At 69.6% G+C, this 20,188-nt stretch carries 13 protein-coding genes; 9 read left to right on the top strand and 4 right to left on the bottom strand.

What is annotated here, in order from left to right:
* Window positions 1–71: 71 nt before the first annotated feature.
* Window positions 72–761, top strand: coding sequence for a ScbR family autoregulator-binding transcription factor (locus tag ACIQHQ_RS31430; protein WP_402618336.1), 690 nt, complete (start codon window positions 72–74; stop codon window positions 759–761).
* Here the strand turns inward: ACIQHQ_RS31430 and ACIQHQ_RS31425 are convergent.
* A complete protein-coding gene (locus tag ACIQHQ_RS31425) occupies window positions 686–2,269 on the bottom strand; it encodes an FAD-dependent monooxygenase (RefSeq protein ID WP_402618334.1) in 1,584 nt (527 codons plus the stop codon). The two genes, ACIQHQ_RS31430 and ACIQHQ_RS31425, sit on opposite strands and share 76 nt — an antisense overlap.
* A gap of 915 nt (window positions 2,270–3,184) precedes the next feature.
* Window positions 3,185–3,823, bottom strand: a complete 639-nt coding sequence (locus ACIQHQ_RS31420) for a PadR family transcriptional regulator (protein ID WP_402618331.1) — start codon at window positions 3,821–3,823, stop codon at window positions 3,185–3,187.
* Window positions 3,824–3,987: 164 nt separating this feature from the next.
* Between ACIQHQ_RS31420 and ACIQHQ_RS31415 the strand changes: the two genes are divergently transcribed.
* The 3 genes from ACIQHQ_RS31415 to ACIQHQ_RS31405 all read left to right on the top strand — a co-directional run bounded on the left by ACIQHQ_RS31415 (window position 3,988) and on the right by ACIQHQ_RS31405 (window position 8,321).
* Entirely contained in the window at window positions 3,988–4,926 is a 939-nt protein-coding gene (locus ACIQHQ_RS31415; RefSeq protein ID WP_402618328.1) for an ATP-binding cassette domain-containing protein, read from the top strand.
* Entirely contained in the window at window positions 4,923–5,762 is an 840-nt protein-coding gene (locus ACIQHQ_RS31410) for an ABC transporter permease (RefSeq protein WP_402618325.1), read from the top strand. Before ACIQHQ_RS31415 ends, ACIQHQ_RS31410 begins: the two co-directional genes overlap by 4 nt.
* 165 nt (window positions 5,763–5,927) lie before the next feature.
* A complete protein-coding gene (locus tag ACIQHQ_RS31405) occupies window positions 5,928–8,321 on the top strand; it encodes an ATP-binding cassette domain-containing protein (protein WP_402618322.1) in 2,394 nt (797 codons plus the stop codon).
* A 1,536-nt stretch (window positions 8,322–9,857) separates the two neighbouring features.
* Here ACIQHQ_RS31405 and ACIQHQ_RS31400 read toward each other — a convergent pair.
* The gene (locus tag ACIQHQ_RS31400; RefSeq protein WP_402618319.1) at window positions 9,858–10,604 is read right to left on the bottom strand and encodes a helix-turn-helix domain-containing protein; all 747 of its coding nucleotides are present in this window, start codon (window positions 10,602–10,604) and stop codon (window positions 9,858–9,860) included.
* A 226-nt stretch (window positions 10,605–10,830) separates the two neighbouring features.
* On the opposite strand from ACIQHQ_RS31400, the gene ACIQHQ_RS31395 reads away from it, so the two are divergent.
* From ACIQHQ_RS31395 to ACIQHQ_RS31380, 4 genes are all read left to right on the top strand, one after another.
* Entirely contained in the window at window positions 10,831–11,520 is a 690-nt protein-coding gene (locus ACIQHQ_RS31395; RefSeq protein ID WP_402618316.1) for a DUF4097 family beta strand repeat-containing protein, read from the top strand.
* A gap of 19 nt (window positions 11,521–11,539) precedes the next feature.
* On the top strand, window positions 11,540–12,475 hold the full coding sequence (locus ACIQHQ_RS31390; RefSeq protein ID WP_402618312.1) for an ABC transporter ATP-binding protein: 936 nt from the start codon (window positions 11,540–11,542) through the stop codon (window positions 12,473–12,475).
* A complete protein-coding gene (locus ACIQHQ_RS31385; protein ID WP_402618309.1) occupies window positions 12,472–13,263 on the top strand; it encodes an ABC transporter permease in 792 nt (263 codons plus the stop codon). Before ACIQHQ_RS31390 ends, ACIQHQ_RS31385 begins: the two co-directional genes overlap by 4 nt.
* Window positions 13,264–13,976: 713 nt before the next feature.
* Entirely contained in the window at window positions 13,977–16,457 is a 2,481-nt protein-coding gene (locus tag ACIQHQ_RS31380; protein ID WP_402618307.1) for a hypothetical protein, read from the top strand.
* Between the two features lie 130 nt (window positions 16,458–16,587).
* On the opposite strand, the gene ACIQHQ_RS31375 is transcribed toward ACIQHQ_RS31380, so the two are convergent.
* On the bottom strand, window positions 16,588–18,120 hold the full coding sequence (locus ACIQHQ_RS31375; RefSeq protein WP_402618304.1) for an MFS transporter: 1,533 nt from the start codon (window positions 18,118–18,120) through the stop codon (window positions 16,588–16,590).
* Between the two features lie 256 nt (window positions 18,121–18,376).
* Here ACIQHQ_RS31375 and ACIQHQ_RS31370 point away from each other — a divergent pair, with 256 nt between their 5' ends.
* On the top strand, window positions 18,377–20,155 hold the full coding sequence (locus ACIQHQ_RS31370) for a fatty acyl-AMP ligase (RefSeq protein ID WP_402618301.1): 1,779 nt from the start codon (window positions 18,377–18,379) through the stop codon (window positions 20,153–20,155).
* Window positions 20,156–20,188 lie beyond the last annotated feature (33 nt).

Genomic DNA, 20,188 nt, shown 5'->3' with positions numbered 1-20,188 from the left:
CCGTAAGATACGAACTGGGCGGTTTCTTTGGAGCCTCGGCGCCCGACGACGCTGAGGAGGGAGGAGGCGAAGTGGCTGAGCAGGTCCGAGCCATCCGCACACGCAGGACGATCCTTTCGGCGGCGGCCAAGATCTTCGAGGAGCACGGGTACAAAGCGGCCACGATCTCCCAGATCCTCAGGGAGGCGAGGACGACCAAGGGCGCCTTGTACTTCCACTTCACGTCGAAGGAAGACCTGGCCCAGGCCGTGCTGGCCGAGCAGGACCAGAGGATCATGGTGCCGCCGCGCGTGTCCAAGGTGCAGGAGGTCGTGGACATCGTGATGCTGCATGCCCATCGCCTGCAGACCGACCCGATGGTCCGCGCCGGTGTCCGGCTGACGATGGACCAGTTGGCGGAGGACCTCGACCGCAGCGGTCCGTTCCTGCGCTGGGCCGGGGTCGGCCGCGGACTGCTGCAGGAGGCCCAGGTGCGGGGCGAACTGCTCCCCCACGCCGTGCCCGCCGAGACGGCCGACGTCATCGTGGGCTCGTTCGCCGGCATCCAGTCCATGTCCCAGGCCATCTGCGAGTACCGCGACCTGCCCGGCAGGGTCTCCGCGATGATGCGGCATGTGCTGCCCAGCGCGGTGGCGCCCTCCATCCTCGCCTCGCTCGACCTCTCCCAGAGCCGGGGAGCCAGGGTCTACGCCGAGGCACTGAAGGCGGCCGAGGCTCTGGCGGAGGCCGAGGTGCCCGAAAGCCTCGGCACCGCCGGCTGATCGGGAGGGCCCGGGGCTTGGTGGGGGACGCCCGCCCTGACGTCCTTGGCGAAGTACACCGACAGCGCCTCGCCCAGGCCGCCGCCGCCCGACGCCCACGCCAGGTAGCCGTCGGGCCGTACCACCACCGCCTCGTACGGGACGTCGGCGACGGCCCGGGCGCGGACCACCTTCAGGGTCCCGCCCCACGCGCGCGCCTCGTCGCGGTGGCCGCTGTCCTTCTCGCCGAACAGCAGCAGCAGGGGCTTGCCCTCCTGCAGCAGTGTGATCACGTCGGTCTCGCCCGTCGCCGTGGTGAGCGCCACGTTGCGAAGGAACGTTCCTGTCGGGCCGGGGCCTGCGGTGTGGTCCGACAGGACCGTGTCCTGGGCGCTGATCATGTTGCCGAGGTGCTGCCCGCCTTCGCGGTCGGCTGCCATCAGGTCGCTGAACAGCGTCCGCAGGGCGTCTAGTTCGGGTCCCGGCCGCATCAGTGCGAGCTGGGCCTGTGTGTTGTCGATGACCCGCTGGGCCACCGGCCGGCGCTCTGGGTCGTAGGTGTCGAGCAGCCCCGCACCCGCCGCTCCGTGCACCGCGAGCGCCAGCTTCCAGCCCAGGTTGAGCGCGTCCAGCACTCCGGTGCTCAGGCCCTGCCCGCCGATGGGGAAGTGCACGTGCGCCGCGTCGCCGGCCAGGAAGATCCCTCCCGCGCGGAAGGTCCGGGCCAGCCGGGTGAAGTCGCTGAACCTGCCCAGCCAGCGCGGGTCCTGCATCGCGATGTCCCGTCCGGCTATCCAGGACACCTCCCGGCGCAGCTCTTCCAGGGTGGGCGGTGCAAACCGGTCGGGGTGCGCCCCGGTGCAGTTGAGCGTGCGGATGTGTGTCCTGCCCTCAGGGTCGCGTCTGGCCGTGATCCAGCCGCGGGGGGTGCGCTGCCAGCCCTCGGACAGCGCGTCGGGGTCCGTGAGTGTCACGGCCCCCATCAGGGCGGACACCGTTGCCGGACGGGTGTCGGAGGTGATGCCCGCCCGTGCGCGGACCGTGCTGCGGGCGCCGTCGGCGCCCACCACGTACCGGGCGAGGCACAGGAGCGGTACGCGGTGGGGGCCGGCGGCCTCGATCCGCACGCCGCCGTCCTCTTCGACGACGTCCGTCACCCGGTAGCCGCGCAGGATCCGTGCCCCCGCCGCCCGGGCCCGCGTCTCGAAGTGTCTTTCGAGCTCCGCCTGGGGGCATTTCAGGATGGGCTCCGGTTCCCGGGCGGGAGCCGTGATCACCAGGCCGGGCAGGCCGGCGAAGTGGAAGGGGCGGCCGGCCGCGGCGCGGGCGTAGGGGGCCGCCGGTCCGGGCAGATGGCCCCGGCGGGCCAGGCACTGCACCGCCCGCGCGTGCAGTGTGGTCGCCTTCGGCCGCCCGGACACGCCGGCCTCCGATTCCAGGAGCACGGTGTCGACTCCGTACGCGGCCAGTTCGGACGCCACGAGCATCCCGACGGGCCCCCCGCCGATCACCGCCACGTGCGTCCGCATACGACGTTTCCCCTGCACAGCGGCGCCATCCCCCTTGGGCCAGAACTGATCGGGCGTGAAGAATTTACCGGGCGCTCGTTTTCTTTTCCATCCTCCGGGCAGACAAAGGCGATCTGTCGGCACGCCCACGGCCGGATGGGGCCGGCCGGCTCCCCGCGCCCGGGGAAGGCCGCTGTCCGCCGCGGCAGCCCGGCGGAAACCGGCAGGCGGTCCACACGCCGTTCCAGGACCAGGGCCCTGCCCCGGCCGGGCCGTGTGCCGCTTGCGGCCGGGCGGCTCAGTCAGGGGCCGGGGGGCCCGCGGGGGTGCACGGCCGCGGCGCCCGGTTGCATCGGCTGGTCCTGCCGGCACCGGGGCGCGGCGCGGGCCGGTGCGGCGGGGCTGGTGTCGCAGGTGGTCTTCGGGCGGGTGTCCTTGCGGCCGGGGCCGGGGAGGCGGAGGGTCCGCCGCTGCCCGGCGGCGAGGTGCCGGGCGGCGCGTGCGGGGGCGGGGCCGGGGGCAGGGGGGAAGTCCGCGCAGCGGCCGGGGCCGCACGCGGCGAGCAGGGGGGCCGGGCGGGCTCCGGCCGGGCCAGCGTCAGCGGCACGGCCACGGAGCACGCTCACCTCTGCGAGGCCGGCCCCCGCGGAAGACGCCTGTGCGGCTGGTCCCGGCAGCCGCTCGCCGCCGGTCCCGCCCGCCGCCGGTCCCGCCCGATGCCGGCGAGGGCCTTGCGGTGCCTTCCCTTTCGGGTCCGGGGACCGCCGGCGGGGCACCGCCCGGTAGCGCCCGGCCAGGAGGCCGCCGTGGCGGCGCGTTCTGCGTGCGTCGGGCGGGCGTCGGAGATCAGCGACCCGGCGTCCGTACCCGTACCCCGCCCCGGGGCCGGCACCGGCGCCCCCGCCGCGCCCCGCCGCGCCCCGCCGCGCCCCGCCGCTAACGGTCGTCCTCCGGGTGCGGTCCCGTCGCGAACGGGTTCGGCTGATCTTTTGCGAGCACGCCCACGAAAGGTTCGCCTTCCCCCGCGAACGCGTACGCGCCGCCTTCGATCCGCTCGATCAGACCACGCGTCCATTGCGCGCCGCAGTCGGCCGAGTGCACCCACATGTTCATGATCTCGCCGATGTGCCCGAGCTGTTCGGGCCCGTCCTGCGGCAGGTAGTACCCGGTGACCGCGGAGCGCCACCGCTCGATCCCCGCGACCCTCTTCCTGAGGAGCTCGGCGGCCTCGGCCCGCGGCAGGTCGACGATGAAACCGATGCCGGCCGAGAGCACGTCGGCCTTGTGCTCCTGCGAGCTCAGGGCCTCGCGCAGCAGCGTGAAGTACTCCTCGGTCCCCTTGTCGCTGATCTCGTACTCGACGCGGGGCGGGCCGCCCACGGTGCTCGGCGCGACCTCGTGGGCGACGAGGAGTCCTTGCTTGGCCATCTGCTTGAGCGCGTGGTAGATCGAGCCCGGCTTGGCGTTGGACCACTCGTGGGCGCCCCAGAACTCCAGGTCGTTGCGTACCTGGTAGCCGTGCGCCCGTCCGTGCTGGCGGACCGCGCCGAGAACCAGTAGCCGGATCGATGACATGCACATCTCCCCTCTAGTTAATTTTGACTAGGCTACCCCTGCCCTCGTCCCGGCGGCCGCGAAACCCCACCGCGCCCCCCTCTAATCAAATTTGACCAATCGCCCGGGGTGCCCTACGGTGAAGTCACTAGTCAAGTTTCACCACTGACTCGGAGGAGGGTGTTTTGTCTGACTGCGATCCGGCGATCGTCGTCGAGGGCCTGCGCAAGAAGTACAAGGACAAGCAGGCCCTGGACGGTCTCGATCTCACGGTCCGGGCCGGGACCGTCCAGGGGATCCTCGGCCCCAACGGCGCCGGCAAGACCACGGCGGTGCGCATCATGTCCACGCTGCTGCGCCACGACGAGGGGCGTGTCGAGGTGGCGGGCATCGACGTGAGGACCCGGGCCGACGAGGTGCGCTCGCGGATCGGGCTGCTCGGCCAGAACGCCGCCGTCGACGAGGAACTCAGCGGCCGCCAGAACCTGGAGATGTTCGGCCGCCTCTACCACCTCGGCGCGCGCCGCGCCGGCACCCGGGCCGATGAGCTCCTGGAGCAGTTCGGGCTCACGGACACCGGCAACAAGGCCATCAAGCAGTACAGCGGCGGTATGCGGCGGCGGCTGGACCTGGCGGCGTCCTTGATCTCCCGGCCGCAGGTGCTCTTCCTGGACGAGCCCACGACCGGGCTCGACCCCCGCGGCCGCACGGAGGTGTGGAACGCGGTGCGCTCCCTGGTGGGCGGCGGCACGACCGTGCTGCTGACCACCCAGTACCTGGAGGAGGCCGACCAGCTCGCCGACCAGATCGCGGTGATCAACCACGGGAAGGTCATCGCCGAGGGCACGGCGGACGAGCTGAAGAGCAAGACGGGCGGCGACCGCATCGACGTGGTCCTGCACGACACCGCCCATCTGGCCCGCGCCGCCTCCCTGCTGTCCGGCGACGTGGTGGTCGACGAGGACCGGCGGATGGTCAGCGCCTCGGTCAGCAACCGGATGGCCGCACTGACCGAGACCGTGCGGGCCCTGGAGGTGGCCGGCATCGAGGCGGAGGACATCGCGCTGCGCCGGCCGACCCTGGACGAGGTCTTCATGCACCTGACGAAGGAGGACGCCGCATGAGCGCGACCCACGGTATGACCACGACCGGTGTGAGCACGGCACACGGCACGGGTTCGAAGCTGAGCTGGGCGGCGGCCGACTCCTGGACGATGACCCGGCGCGAACTGGCGCACTGGGCGCGCCAGCCCGTGCAGGTGGTCGTCGGGCTGGTCTTCCCGGTGATGATGCTGCTGATGTTCAGCTACCTGATCGGCGGCGGACAGGGCATCGAGGGGGACTTCAAGTCCTACCTGGTGCCCGGCATGCTCACCATGACCATGGCCTTCGGCCTCGAGGCGACGATGCTCTCGGTCACCCAGGACCTCGGCAAGGGGGTCATCGACCGGTTCCGCTCGATGCCGATGAACTCCGGCGCGGTCCTGGTCGGGCGCAGCGTCGCCGACATGCTGCAGTCGGTCGTGGGCCTGGCCGTGATGATCGCGGTCGGCTACGCGATCGGCTGGCGCTGGCACGAGGGATTCACCTCCTTCCTGGGCGCGGTGGGACTGCTGCTGCTGCTGCGGTTCGCGATGCTGTGGATCGGCATCCACCTGGCGATGGTGGCGGGCAAGCCCGAAATGGTGCAGGCGGTGCAGATCCTGGTCTGGCCGGTCGCCTTCCTGTCCAACGCCATCGCCTCGCCCGCGTCGATGCCGTCCTGGCTGGGCGCGATCGTGGAGTGGAACCCGATGTCGGCGACGGCCACCGCGGTGCGCGGCCTGTTCGGCAACCCGGGCGCGGCCGGCGACTCCTGGGCCGCGACCCACGCCGAACTCCTCGCGGTGGCCTGGCCGGTGGCCCTCGTCGCGGTGTTCTTCCCGCTGGCGGTCAAGAGGTTCCGGGACCTGAGCCGCTGACGAGTCCCGCCCCCGGCCCCGGCTCACGGTCCCGCGGACCGCGAGCCGGGGCCGACGGGCGGGGACGGCACCGGCCCGCCCCGCGACAACGGCCCCGCGAGCGGCGATCAGAACACCCAGCGCACAGCCACTCGGGCCGCACAACAGCCTTGGAGAACAACGAGCATGGTCCCCCCGTACACGCACACCGCCCCCTCACCGTCCACCGCGCCGCACGCCGCCGACAGCCACGATCTGATCCGCGTGCACGGCGCACGCGAGAACAACCTCAAGAACGTCAGCGTCGAGATCCCCAAACGCCGCCTGACGGTGTTCACCGGCGTCTCCGGCTCGGGCAAGAGCTCCCTGGTGTTCGGCACGGTCGCCGCCGAGTCCCAGCGGATGATCAACGAGACCTACAGCTCGTTCGTGCAGACCCTCATGCCCAGCCTGGCACGGCCCGAGGTCGACGTCCTCGAAGGACTGACGACCGCGATCATCGTCGACCAGCAGCGGATGGGCTCCGACCCGCGCTCCACCGTCGGCACCGCCACCGACGCCAACGCCATGCTCCGCATCCTCTTCAGCCGGCTCGGCACCCCGCACATCGGGCCGCCCAGCGCGTTCTCGTTCAACACCGCCTCACTCAAGGCAAGCGCCTCCATCACCGTCGAAGGCAGCGGCAAGAAAGCCGTCAGCGCCGATTTCAACCGCACCGGCGGAATGTGCACCCGCTGCGAAGGCCGCGGCCGCGTCTCCGACATCGACCTCACCCAGCTCTACGACGCCACCAAATCCCTCAACGAGGGCGCGCTCACCATCCCCGGCTACAACATGGACGGCTGGTACGGCCGCATCCTCACCGGCTGCGGCCTCTTCGACCCCGACAAGCCGATCCGCGCCTACAGCGACCAAGAACTGGACGACCTCCTCCACAAAGAACCCACCAAGATCAAAATCGACGGCACCAACCTGACCTACGAGGGCCTGATCCCCAAGATCCGCAAGTCGATGCTGTCCAAAGACCTCGACGCGCTGCAGCCGCACCTGCGCGCGTTCGTCGAACGGGCCATGACCTTCACCGTCTGCCCCGCATGCGAGGGCACCCGGCTCACCGAAGCGGCCCGCTCCTGCAAGATCAAGCAGATCAGCATCGCCGACGCCTGCGCGATGGAGATCCGCGACCTCGCCCATTGGGTCCGCGACCTGGACGAACCCTCCGTGGCCCCCCTGCTCGCCGCCCTCCGCCAAAGCCTCGAGTCGTTCGTCGAGATCGGCCTCGGCTACCTCTCCCTCGACCGCCCCAGCGCCACCCTGTCCGGCGGCGAGGCACAACGCGTCAAAATGATCCGCCACCTCGGCTCCGCACTCACCGACGTCACCTACATCTTCGACGAACCCACCGTCGGCCTGCACCCCCACGACATCCAGCGCATGAACAGCCTCCTGCTGCGGCTGCGCGACAAGGGCAACACCGTCCTCGTCGTCGAACACAGGCCCGAAACCATCGCCATCGCCGACCACATCATCGACCTCGGCCCCGGCGCCGGCACCGCGGGCGGCACCATCTGCTTCGAAGGCACCCTCGAAAAACTCCGCGCCTCCGGCACCGTCACCGGACGCCACCTCGATGACCGCACCACCCTCAAGCCCACCGTGCGCACCCCCACCGGCACCCTGCCGATCCGCGGCGCCAGCACACACAACCTGCGCAACGTCGACGTCGACATCCCCCTCGGCGTCCTCACCGCCATCACCGGCGTCGCCGGCGCCGGAAAAAGCTCCCTCATCCACTCCTCCATCCCCCCCGGCCACAACGTCGTCTCCATCGACCAAAGCCCGATCCGCGGATCACGCCGCAGCAACCCCGCCACCTACACCACACTGCTCGACCCGATCCGCAAAGCATTCGCCAAAGCCAACGGCGTCAAACCCGCACTGTTCAGCGCCAACTCCGAAGGCGCCTGCCCCACCTGCAACGGCACCGGCACCATCTACACCGACCTCGGCATCATGGCCGGCGTCTCCAACCCCTGCGAAGACTGCGACGGCAAACGCTTCCACCCCTCCGTCCTCCAGCACCACCTCAACGGCCGCGACATCAGCCAAGTCCTCGCCATGCCCGTCACCGAAGCCGACGAATTCCTCACCACCGGCACCACCCCCATCCCCGCAGCACACAAAATCCTCCAACGCCTCACCGACGTCGGCCTCGGCTACCTCACCCTCGGCCAGCCCCTCAACACCCTGTCCGGCGGCGAACGCCAACGACTGAAACTCGCCACCCGCATGCACGACAACAACGCCATCTACATCCTCGACGAACCCACCACCGGCCTCCACCTCGCCGACATCGAACAACTCCTCACCCTCCTCGACCGACTCGTCGACTCCGGAAAAACACTCATCGTCATCGAGCACCACCAAGCCGTCATGGCACACGCCGACTGGATCATCGACCTGGGCCCCGGCGCCGGCCACGACGGCGGCCAGATCGTCTTCCAAGGCACCCCCACCGACCTCACCACCCACCCCACCACCCTCACCGGCCAACACCTCGCCCAATACATCAACACCTGAACCCGCCCACCCCCCCCTCCCGCTGAACGTCACGAGCACGCCCCGCACAAAAACACCCAAACCCACCCCGCCTGCCCCAACCAACAGACCACGACGAAGCCCACCACCGCAAAGCGGGAGCATCAGCACCTGACAGACGGTGCGGACCTCACTGCGCACGGCCGGAGGTGGCGCCGAACCGGCGGCCCGGCGCCACCTCCGGCCAGGGACGCCGCGGCCCGGCGCCACCTCCGGCCAGGGACGCGAACATCACACGACTCCAGGCCGACACGCGCCGGGCCGCGGCGGCGAACCAGATCCTCACAGCAGCGCCCCCCCTCGCCGCCGGGCCCGGCCGGCCACCGAAACGCCCGTGGCGTCCCTCAACGCCCACCACACCAGACGCCCCACGCCGAACCCGGCCTGCCACATCCCGACCAGCAACCGGGCCAAGCTCGTCCCCGAACACCCCCGACAGGGCGCTGCGACGCCGCGACCGCGCCGCAACTCGCGCCGGGCCGGGGCTGGTTCACCCTGGGGATGCAGGCAGTCGACACACGTCTCGCGCGTTCACCGCGCCCCTCCTCAAGGCACGCACCGACGCCTCGGCCGGGACCGCCGTTCGACACCCCCGGACCACGCGCTCATGACATCCCGCACTGGCCTGTGCAAGATGGAGCCGGCCAAGCCACGCAAGCCCCGCGCAGCCTCGCCGACGTCGAACGTGCCACCGCGCAGCGGGCCGGCCGGTTCGACAAGGCAGCACCTCCACACCGCGATCGGCAACAACGCGCCCCACACGCACCACAGCGACTACCCCGCCCAACACCAGCCCCCACGGCGGCTGGAGCCACCCCATAGAGCCCTGACTGATCCCACAGCGGTTCCGGCACGAACGCGGCAGGCGGCGACGGTCAGCCCGGGTATCGTGCTGCCGCTGCACCTACACCTGCACCCGCGGGCCGGCCCCCTGCCGCGCCGCATCAAGACCGCGCGCACCGGCCAGCGGGCACACGCACGGTCCACCGCCGTCATCGCCCCAGGCAGGACCCCACAGGCGTACCGCTTGCACCCGTACACCGTTCAGGACCTGGGCCATCTCACCGTCCCGGGCGCACGCCACCCTGCAGCCCCCGACCCCACACGACACGCAAGCGGCCGCCACCATGACGGACACCGACACACACGGCACGACCGGCACACCGACATGGGCACCGCCGCGCCACCACCCCTTCCCGCGGCTGACAGCAAGGCACCTGCTGGTGTACTTCACCCACACGACGGCTCCGATCGCACTGGCCCTCGCGGTGCCCGACACGAAGGATTCGCTGACCGATCAAGGGAACGCCGCCAGGGCACGTTTCACCGGCCAACGTGGCGCTGCCGGCGGGCGGGGTGGCCGCAGACCGGGTACAGCGCACCGTGGTACGACAGGGTCCGGCGCTCGCCGCCGGGCGGTCGGTGACCGAGCTCAAGCGGCGGCCGCTCCCCCACGACTCCCATCCGCCCGTCGCGGCGGCGGGTCAGGGCCGCGCGGCGGGGCGGTCGCGGCGGCGGTCAGGGCCGCGCGGCGCTACCGCCGGAGGCCGTTCGGGGTGTGGTGTGCAGGACCGCGCGGGCCTGTTCCGCGGCACGAAGAGTGCTCTCCTGGACGAAGTCGAGGAAACGGGCGGCGTTCTCCAGACGGGTGGCGGCCGGAGTGCCGGGGCCGAGAACGCCAACGCCCTGCTGTGAGACCTCGACGACCCGGGTGAGGGAGCGGGCGCTGGCGACCATCGCCTGGTACCAGACGTCTTCGTCGACGACGTAACGCTCGCGGCGGCGTTCGTCGCGCTCCCGGCGCACCATGCCCTGGCCCTCCAGAAAGGTGATGGCCTTGGAGACGGACGCCGGGCTGACCATGAGGCGCCGCACAAGCTCCGCGGCGGTGAGGCTGCCCTCGTCGGTGGTGTACAGGCCGACCAGCACCCTGGACATCATCTTGGGCATACCCGAGGCCACGAAGACGGTGGTGAGGCTCTCCTCATACTCGCGCACGGCCTCGGCGTCACGTCCGTGGGGCTGCTCGGGCGTGTGCTGCCCTCCCCCGGGTACGGCCTGCCGGCGGCGGCGGGCGCGGCGTTCGGCGGCACGGTGCGCCAGCTCGGCACGGTAGGCGGCAGGACCACCGTTGCGCATCACCTCACGCGTGACGGTGGAAGTCGGGCGCTCCAAGCGCCTGGCGATCTGCGCATAGGGCAGCCCCTCGGCCAGCCCCCCCGCGATCTGCTGACGTTCCTGCTGAGTGAGCCTGCCTCCCGGCACCGCGGCCTCCTTCAAGATCCGTAGGGTGCCACCATAGCATTCACCCCCACCCCATTGCAACGACCAGGGCGGTGGAATGTTGCATTGAACTCTGACCCAGTGCAACGATTCTCCGGCCATGACCTGCGCTTTTAACCACGTATCGCAACGAGATCGTTGCTAGATGAGTGAACGCACCGTAGCGTTTCTGTCGTCGGAAAAACGGCCGGAACCGAGGAGGCCCACCATGCACACCACCCACAGCACGACAGCCACCTTCGACACCCACACCCCCATCACAGCCACCGTGAACATCCCGGCCGGCCGCATCCGCTTCATCGCCGCCGACCGGACCGACACCACCATCGAAGTACTGCCCGCCGACCCCACCAAGAACCGGGACGTGAAAACGGCCCAGCAGACCACCATCGACTACCACGACACCGTCCTGCGCATCGAAACCCCCGCGAACAACCAGTACTTCGGCCCCTCCGGCACCGTCGACGTCACCATCCAGCTCCCCACCGGCTCCCACGTCCAAGCCAGAACCGCCAGCACCGAAATACGCGGCGTGGGAAAGCTCGGCAACGTGACCCTCCAAGGAGCACAAGCCACCGCCAAACTCGACGAAACCGCAACCGCCCACCTGACCATCCACACCGGCGACATCACCATCGGCCGCCTCACCGGCTCCGCCCACATCAGCACCCGCAAAGGCGACCTCAACATCACCGAAGCCACCCACGGCACCCTCACCCTGCACACCGAACACGGCGACATCACCCTCGCCACCCCCCGCGCAACCCCCGCCACCCTCCACGCCCACACCACCCACGGCCACATCCACAACTCCCTCAACAACACCAACGGCCCCACCACCAACCTCACCATCCACGCCACCACCACCCACGGCAACATCACCGCCCGCAGCCTGTGACGAAGGAGTCCTCACTCTCATGACGAGCCTGGCCATCGCGGCGCACGGACTGCGCAAGTCCTACGGCGACAAGACCGTCCTCGACGGCGTCGACCTGACCGTCGGCGAAGGAACGGTCTTCTCCCTGCTCGGCCCGAACGGCGCCGGAAAGACCACCGCCGTGAAGATCCTCTCCACCCTTATCCGCGCCGACGCCGGTGAGATCCGCATCGGCGGCCACAACCCGGCCACGCACCCCCAGTCCGTACGCGCCGCGATCGGGGTCACCGGCCAATTCTCCGCCGTCGACGGTCTGATCACCGGCGAGGAGAACATGCTGCTGATGGCGGACCTGCACCACCTCTCCCGCAACGAGGGCCGCCGGGTCACCGCCGATCTGCTGGAGCGTTTCGACCTGGTCGAGGCGGCGAAGAAGCCGGCCTCCACCTACTCCGGCGGCATGAAACGCCGCCTGGACATCGCCATGACCCTGGTCGGCGACCCGCGGATCATCTTCCTCGACGAGCCCACCACCGGCCTGGACCCCCGCTCCCGCCACAACATGTGGCAGATCATCCGGGAACTGGTCACCGGCGGGGTCACCGTCTTCCTCACCACCCAGTACCTGGAGGAGGCCGACGAACTCGCCGACCGCATCGCCGTCCTCCACGACGGCCGCATCGCCGCCGAGGGCACCGCCGGCGAGCTGAAGCGGATCGTCCCAGGCGGACACATCCGGCTGCGCTTCACCGACCCCGCCGCCTACCACGCCGCCGCCACCGCCCTGCTCGAAGCCACCCACGACGACGAGGCCCTCGCCCTGCACCTGCCCAGCCACGGCAGCCAGCGCGACCTGCGCTCCGTGCTCGACCGGCTCGACACCGCCGGCATCGAGGCCGACGAACTCACCGTGCACACCCCCGACCTCGACGACGTCTTCTTCGCCCTGACCCAGCCCAAGGAGGCCCTGCGATGAGCAGCCCGACCCTCGCCCTGCGTGACTCCGCCACCATGCTGCGCCGCAACCTCCTGCACGCCCGGCGCTACCCCTCCCTCACGCTGAACCTGCTGCTCACGCCGGTCATGCTGCTTCTGCTCTTCGTCTACATCTTCGGCGACACCATGAGCGCCGGCATCGGGGGCGGCGGCGCGGACCGCTCCGACTACATCGCCTATCTCGTCCCCGGCATCCTGCTGATGACCATCGGCTCGACCACCATCGGCACGGCCGTGTCCGTCACCACGGACATGACCGAGGGCATCATCGCCCGGTTCCGCACCATGGCCATCCACCGCGGGTCCGTGCTCGTCGGGCATGTCGTCGGCAGTGTGCTCAAGTGCGTGATGAGCGTGCTCCTCGTCGCAGCCGTCGGCCTCGCCATCGGGTTCCGCTCCACCGACGCCACGGCCCTGGAGTGGATCGCGGCACTCGGGCTGCTCGCGCTGTTCTCCCTGGCGCTCACCTGGATCGCGGTCGGCATGGGCCTGTCCAGCCCCAACGCCGAGGCGGCCAGCAACAACGCCATGCCGCTGATCTTCCTCCCGCTCATCTCCAGCGCCTTCGTCCCGGTCGACGCGATGCCGGGCTGGTTCCGGCTGATCGCCGAGTACCAGCCGTTCACCCCCGCCATCGAGACCCTGCGCGGCCTCCTCCTCGGGACCGAGATCGGCCACAACGGGTGGCTCGCCGTCGCCTGGTGCCTGGGACTCGCCGTCCTCGGCTACTTCTGGTCCAAGTCCCTGTTCGACCGCGACCCCGCCTAGGCGGCATGGGAGCACGGACGGACACCACCACCCAAGCAACCCCGCCAGGCCATGCACCAGCCCGTAGACGAGCAAGGCGGCGCCCAGCGCAGCCAGCAGCGCGCCGGGCAGGTGGAAGCGGCCGCGGTGACCGGGGCCCCATCCAGCACGAGCGACGCGAGCACCACGATCACCAAGCCCGGCAGGGACGCCGAGGAAGAGCACCCCGCGCCAGAAACTCAGCGAGGTGAGGTTCCCGCCAGGAACAACCCACCGACGGTGCTGACCCGCGCCCACCACGGCGCACACGGCAACGGCTCCCTTCCGCGCGGTCCCTTCGGTGAGGGCACTGAACAACAAGGCGAACCCCCGTGGGTGCCGCGAGCGGCGGCCTCCCAGGCAGCCTCCGCACCAGACCTGCGCACGGGCCATGCGTCTCCCGATCAAAGTCCCCTTGACAAGGGAAGAACCTCTGAGAAACACGTGTGTCTGCGCTACCCGGCTGATACAACTACGCGCCTGGGCGCGCAGGGAACGCGGCCGGAATTCAGGGGGAGGAACTCATGTCTCGTATGCGTTGGCGCGAGGGGGAGAGCACAACGATTCCCAGCGGGGATCCGCAGGGCGACAGATGGGAGGGCGACAGCTTTCTCCGCCTTGTCGGTCACCTCGTCAGGCGCACTGGCCGCAGCCGTCTTCCGCTGATCTGGATCGGCGGCAGCGGAAGTTCCGCGATGCTGAGGGCGCTGAACTCTCAAGAGCAACTGCCCCGAGGCAAGACGGAGGCAGGCAACCTGCCCGAGATGCTGAAGGAGTTGCGCGTCGCCCTGGCGAACCACAGCGGCGGAGAACGGCTGTTGTTCCCGCGTTCGACTCTTGTCGCCTGGATGACGGACCGCCGACTCTGGGACGAGATCGGCGAACTGGATTCCGACATGCGTCCGGCCGCCATCGCCGCACGTCTGCGAAGCCGCGGACGTTCGGCCCAAGAAGAGGGTCGCCAAGAGCGCCTCCAGCCCCCCGAGGGCTTCGTGCTCACCGCGCTGTGGCTGCTGCTCCTGTACGCCGTCCCCGCGGCGTTCTTCCGTGCTGCTCTCTCCGGGCGCTTCCCGGGGATCGGGCGCCCTTTCAGATGGTTCCTGGGCCAGCCGTATCTCGCCCGCAGCAACGACTCGTTCCTGGCCTTCACCGAGCGGCTCATCACCACAGCCCGCGCCGGGGAGCACTCCGACAAGATTGACAAGCTTCAAGTCCACGCCTTCCTGGAGGACTTGAGGGTGGCCTACGCCCGTCGGCCCTGGGCCATGAAGGGCTGGCGACGCACGGCCTGTCCGGTGGTGATGATCGAGGGGGCCGCTCCCGGCAACCCTGCGCACCGATTCCTCGAACTCGTCCATGAGGTTCGCAGAGAGACTGCAGAGAGGGATCCCCTGCTGGTCGTCTGCGCCGGTGACGCGCAGGCGCCTGCTGCCCTCACTGCCTACCTGCCGCCGCAGAACACCCTTCCCCTCAGGGACATCGAGAGGTCGGTGCACCGCTTGGGCCCGGCCGCGCTCCTCGACTACTTACCGGTCGACGCGGACGGCACGACGGAGGCCGCACCGACCGCAGACTTGCTCCAGATCCAGGTGCCCGCACCGCCGTGGCCGGCCCGCAGCAGGACTGTCGCCGTTGCGCTGGGCCTCGCCCTTCTCGCACCCCTCCTCGGCTGGACCGTCGGGCGGCTCGGCGGGCTCGACTGCCTGCACCGCCCCTTCGCTGGGCAGGTCTCGGTGCGCGGAATCGGTGGCGACTGCGTCGGCTACAGCGACAGTGCGAGCTTCACGTTCAACGACCAGCCCGGGCAGAAGAAGCTGGTCCGCATTCAGGAGAAAATCTTCTCCCACAACGAACAGGTGCACGACGTGTGGTTGCGGAGCGGGAAGCGCCGGCCCTATGTCACCCTCGTCTACCTCGGCTCGCTGACCGGTCGCCCCACACGGGCCAACGAGGAGGCTTACGCCGCCGAGCGGGAGGAGTTGGAGGGCCTGGCGGTCGCCCAGTACCAGGGTCTGCAAGCCGCCGCGACGGACTACACCGTGCCCCTGGTCCGGATCGTCGTCGCCAACGCCGGCTTCCAGATGAAGCACGCAGCCACGGTGGTCGGCATGGTGCAGGACCTCGCACGCGCTGGGGGCGATGCCCCGGTCGTGGGGGTAGTCGGCCTGGTGGAGAGCCGGACCACCACGGCCGCGGCGCTTGAACGACTCCATGAGGCCGGCCTGCCCGTGGTGGCCCCGACCCTCTCCGCAGACGACTTCGCCGAAAACTCCAAGCTGTATCTGCAATTGGCGGCGCCGAACAAGGACCAGTCCCGGATGGTCGCCGCGTACGCCCGCAACGTCCTGCGCGTGAAAATTGCGCGTGTCTACTACACCGTGGGCCAGGGATCCAGCCTTGAGGAAGATCTCTACGTCAACACGTTGCTGAACGACTTGAAGGATGACCTGGAAGGCCTCCTCAAAGCGCCACCGAAGCGGTTTGCCAGCGGGACGGACCTTCGTGAGGTGTGCGGTTACCGAGGCATGGTGTTCTTCGCCGGCCGCTGGTCCGAGTTCAGCTCCTTCCTGCGGGAACTGAGGAAGTGTGACGGCAACCCGCCGCGTCACCTGGTGGCCGACGACTCCGTCAATCGGTACATGGCCAACACGTCACTGCGTCAGTACGCGCCCAGCCTTCCCGTGACCTACGTCTCGAAGGGCGCACTCTCGAGCTGCGAAGCCCTGCGGCAGCGTGTGCGCCAGGGCAGGGACCAGGCCGCCCACAGTCTGCTGAAGTGGGTCGGCGTGGACGGCCTGCTCACGCCCCCGCGCTGCCAGGACGGGAGCGGAGAACCGGTGGGAGAGCGTGTCGGGCTCGCCTACGACTCGGCCATGCTGCTGCTGGACGCCGTGGAGACGCTGACGGTCCGGGTGCGCCCCGACGACCAACCCTGGGAGCCGGAGCGGATCGACCCGGTGGCCGTCCACACGGAGGTCCTGCGCAAACACGAGAACCAGCCTTTCTCCGGAGCGGCGGGCACAGTGAAGTTCTCCGCCGGGGGCGGTGAACCCGTCAACAAGCGCATCACCCTGCTGCGCGTCGAGGACATCAGCAAGCCCTCCTTGCCATCGGTCGAGGTGTATCGGTGCGGTACTGGACGGGTCGGAGAGCGCCCGGGGTGTGGCGAACCGTGACGTAGCCGGACGTCTGGCCGGCACCGCGCAGTTGCGGGGATGAAAAGGCACCAGTCGTAGCCGGAAACCACACCGTCGCAGGCGGGGTCGGCAGCCCCTGCGCCCCGCCACCGCCCGTGCCCAGCCGGGCTCAGTCCTGCCGGCCGGCCGTGGAAGCCCTGGGCCGACAGCAGCACTCCCGGCCGCACACGTGGCGGCGCAGAGCCCACACGGCGACAGGAGCCCCTGCTCCCGCCAGTGCGGCGGCGATACACAGCCCCACCTGATATCCGGACACGAACGCATCGACCGGCGGGACACCGTCGGAGGCCGAGGCCCGCTGCACGAACGTCACGATCGCACCGACGAAAGCAATGCCGAACACCCCGGACAGCTCGCGAGTGGCACTGAACAAGCCCGCTGCGAATCCGGAGAGATGACCGGGCGACGATTCCAGGGCCCGGGTGGTCAGGGGGAGGGCGAGGGCGGATCCCACACCGACGGCCACCAGTCCGGGCAGCAAGTCGACCAGATCGCCCCCCAGGCTGCCCAGCGCCACCAGCAGCAGCCCGAGAGCCACCAGCAGCAAACCCCCGCCGCACACTCCGCCGTCCCCCCAGCGCCGGGTCAGTCCGGTGACGAACGGGGCGGTCAAGAGGAGCGCTGAAGCGACTGGAACAAAGGTCAGTCCGGCCGAGGTCGGGCTGAGCCGCAGACCGTTCTGCAGGAACTGGGAGGTGTAGAAATACACGCCGCTCACTCCCAGGCCCCACAGCAACTGGGTGATGAGTCCCCCCGTGAAGGCACGTTCCGCGAACAGCGTCCGCAGAGCAGGAGTGGGGCGGTATGTCATCGCGATGAAGACTCCCACTGCTCCCGCCGCGGCAACGGCGCCGGCGATGACGACTCTCGGTGCGGTGAACCCGTACGTGGGTCCTTCGATGAGGGAATAGACGATGGCCGCGAAAGAGAGACAGGACAACGCGACTACTGGAAGCGGTACCGCGGTGGAACCCCGCCGGGTGCCGACACCACGAAAAACTGAGGTGCGGGGCACGGTAGCGTAACCGATAAGCAGGCTGGAAAGCCCCAGTGGCACATTGAGGACGAACAGCCATTCCCATCCGAGGTGCTGCGTCACCACACCAGAGATCACCGGCCCGCAGGCGAGCGCAAAGGCCAGAGTCGCCATCGTTGCACCCAATCCCGCGGTGCGCGCACGGTGTGGCAGATCGTGGGAGAGAATCGCCAGTGACGACGGCAGGATGAACGCGGCACCGAGACCCTGCAAACCGCGCCAGCACACCAGCATCACTCCGCTGGCGGACAGGGCGCAGCCCACAGACGCCGCAGTGAACACCGCGAGGCCGGTCAGCAGCGTCCAGCGTCGGCCCATGGCGTCGGTCAGCTGACCACCCAGCAGCAGAAAGCTCGCGAGTGCCAGCGGATAGACGGCCGCCACCCACTTCAAGTCCGCGTCGCTCAACCCCAGCGCTTCGCGCATCTGCGGCAGCGCGATATGCACGACACTGTTGTCCAGAGCCGTAAGAAATGCGGCGAGAAGGACGACTGCAAGAACGCTCAGGTGGCGCAGGCGACTCACGATCCCTGCCTCGTGGAATTCGCCGGAGTTGATGGGCGACAGATAGTGCTCGCCGACCCGGCGATCGCCACTTTCCCTCATTTCTGCGCAACAGGCCCTCAGGTTACCGGCACTCGTGCACTGTAACTGATGCCGATTCAGGAAGTACCTGCTCCGCGCTCCGGCGTCGGCGTGTCACTGGAAGTTGAGGGCAGGGCCGTGCTTCGCTGCTGTATTGCGGCTTGCCTCCGAGATCCTTGCTCGGCCTCGGCGTAGACACACTGGCCGTCAAGTCCGCCACAAAGGCCTGAAGCGACGGGCCAAGTACTGCCCATTGGAAACGAAGGTCGGTGACTCGGTGCCATCACCAAGGACAGATACCCTCAGCCACTTTCTGGTCAATGCAGCGACTACCCGGCCCGATGGGACCGCTTTCTCCTTCGTTGATCACAGCACCGAAACAACGGGAGTCACCCACACGCTGACCTGGAGAGAACTCGAGGGCCGGGTACGCCTGGCCGCCGCTGGACTGCGTCAAGCCGGGGCGGCAGGCGAGAGAGTGGCCGTCGTCGCACCGCAGAGCCTGGACTACATCGTGGCGTTCCTCGCCGCCGTGTGCGCGGGCAGTGTCGCCGTCCCTCTCTTCCCTCCGTCCCTGGCCGGCCACGACGACAAGCTCGCGGCCGCACTCCGGGACGCCGCCCCGATGTTCGCGGTCACCACCGAAGACCGGCGCACCTCCTTCACGGAGTTCTGCGCCGCGCGTGGCCTCTCCTGCGGCCCGCGTGTCATCACCGAAAATCAGCTACGGGAGATGGCGGCGCATACCGATGACACGGACCGGCTGGAGCTTCCCCGCCCGGAGGACACCGCTTACCTGCAGTACACCTCAGGGTCGACACGCACCCCCTCCGGCGTGGAGATCACGCATGCCAACGTCTGCGCCAACGCCCGCCAGGCGCTGGAGGCCTACGACATCCGCCCGGGCCGCAACTGCACCGTGGGATGGTTGCCGCTCTACCACGACATGGGCCTGGTGCTGGCGGTCGCCCTGCCGATCGTCGGGCTCATCCCTTCTGTCCTCATGGACCCTCTGGCCTTCATCCAGCAGCCGGTACGCTGGCTGCGCCTCTTGAGCCGCTATCCCGGAGCACTCACCGCCGCACCGAACTTCGCATACGACTACTGCGTCCGGCGGGTACAGGGCATGGAGCGCGCGGAGCTCTCGCTCGGAGCCGTCACCGCCATGGTCAACGGCAGCGAGCCCGTCGGTGCTCGGACACTGGAGCAGTTCCATGCGGCTTTCGCGCCTGTCGGCATGGCGCGGACCATGATGCGGCCGTCCTACGGGCTGGCGGAGGCGACCGTGTTCGTCTGCGCTTCTCCGGCAGGAGAGGAACCGACCGTCACCCCCTTTGACCGGGACGACCTCGGGCGGGGAGTCGCCCGCGTCGTGGAGCCGGCCGACGGCCCGGCCGTGGCCGAACTCGTGGCCTGCGGCCGACCGGTGGGCCAGGAGATCGCGATCGTGGACTCCGTCACCAGCCGGCTGCAGGAAGACGGCCGGGTCGGGGAGATCTGGCTTCGCGGTCCCAACATCGGGCGCGGGTACTGGGGCCGTCCCGAGCAGAGCGAAGCCGCCTTCCGCGCCACCCTGCACGGTGACGACCCGAGCGACCCGGCGCGCCACTGGCTGCGCACCGGGGACCTGGGTGTGTGGCACAACAAGCAGCTCTACGTCACCGGACGCCTCAAAGACATGGTGATCGTGGACGGGATGAACCACTATCCGCAGGACATCGAAGAAACGGTCCAAGGAGCGCACCCGGCCATCCGGCCCCACCACGTCGCCGCGTTCGCTGTGGACAGTGGCGAAGGGGAGCGACTCGTCGTCGTCGCTGAGCACCGCCGCGACGTCACCGATCCCGGCGGCCTCATCGACGAGGTGACACGGGCCGTCCGCGCTGCTGTGGCCACCGGTCACGGTGTCTCGGTCCACGACTTCCTCCTGGCTCCGCCGGGCACCGTCCCGCACACCACCAGTGGAAAGGTCGCCCGCAGCGCGTGCCGCGAGCGATACACGGCGGGTGCCTGGACGGTGGACATGCCCGCCCGGGAAAGGACCGGCGGCGCATGACGGATCACGCAGAGGGACAGACGGGACAGGGCT

Origin of the sequence: Streptomyces sp. NPDC092370 (genome assembly GCF_044755265.1) — a bacterium.
Taxonomy (GTDB): Bacteria; Actinomycetota; Actinomycetes; order Streptomycetales; family Streptomycetaceae; genus Streptomyces.
This window is presented reverse-complemented; position numbering and strand designations above follow the sequence as displayed.

Coding starts and splice junctions, on each gene's coding strand:
- ACIQHQ_RS31425 (WP_402618334.1), bottom strand. CDS start 2,269: ATGCGGACGCACGTGGCGGTGATCGGCGGGGGGCCCGTCGGGATGCTC.
- ACIQHQ_RS31420 (WP_402618331.1), bottom strand. CDS start 3,823: ATGTCATCGATCCGGCTACTGGTTCTCGGCGCGGTCCGCCAGCACGGA.
- ACIQHQ_RS31410 (WP_402618325.1), top strand. CDS start 4,923: ATGAGCGCGACCCACGGTATGACCACGACCGGTGTGAGCACGGCACAC.
- ACIQHQ_RS31405 (WP_402618322.1), top strand. CDS start 5,928: ATGGTCCCCCCGTACACGCACACCGCCCCCTCACCGTCCACCGCGCCG.
- ACIQHQ_RS31395 (WP_402618316.1), top strand. CDS start 10,831: ATGCACACCACCCACAGCACGACAGCCACCTTCGACACCCACACCCCC.
- ACIQHQ_RS31390 (WP_402618312.1), top strand. CDS start 11,540: ATGACGAGCCTGGCCATCGCGGCGCACGGACTGCGCAAGTCCTACGGC.
- ACIQHQ_RS31385 (WP_402618309.1), top strand. CDS start 12,472: ATGAGCAGCCCGACCCTCGCCCTGCGTGACTCCGCCACCATGCTGCGC.
- ACIQHQ_RS31380 (WP_402618307.1), top strand. CDS start 13,977: ATGCTGAGGGCGCTGAACTCTCAAGAGCAACTGCCCCGAGGCAAGACG.
- ACIQHQ_RS31375 (WP_402618304.1), bottom strand. CDS start 18,120: ATGAGGGAAAGTGGCGATCGCCGGGTCGGCGAGCACTATCTGTCGCCC.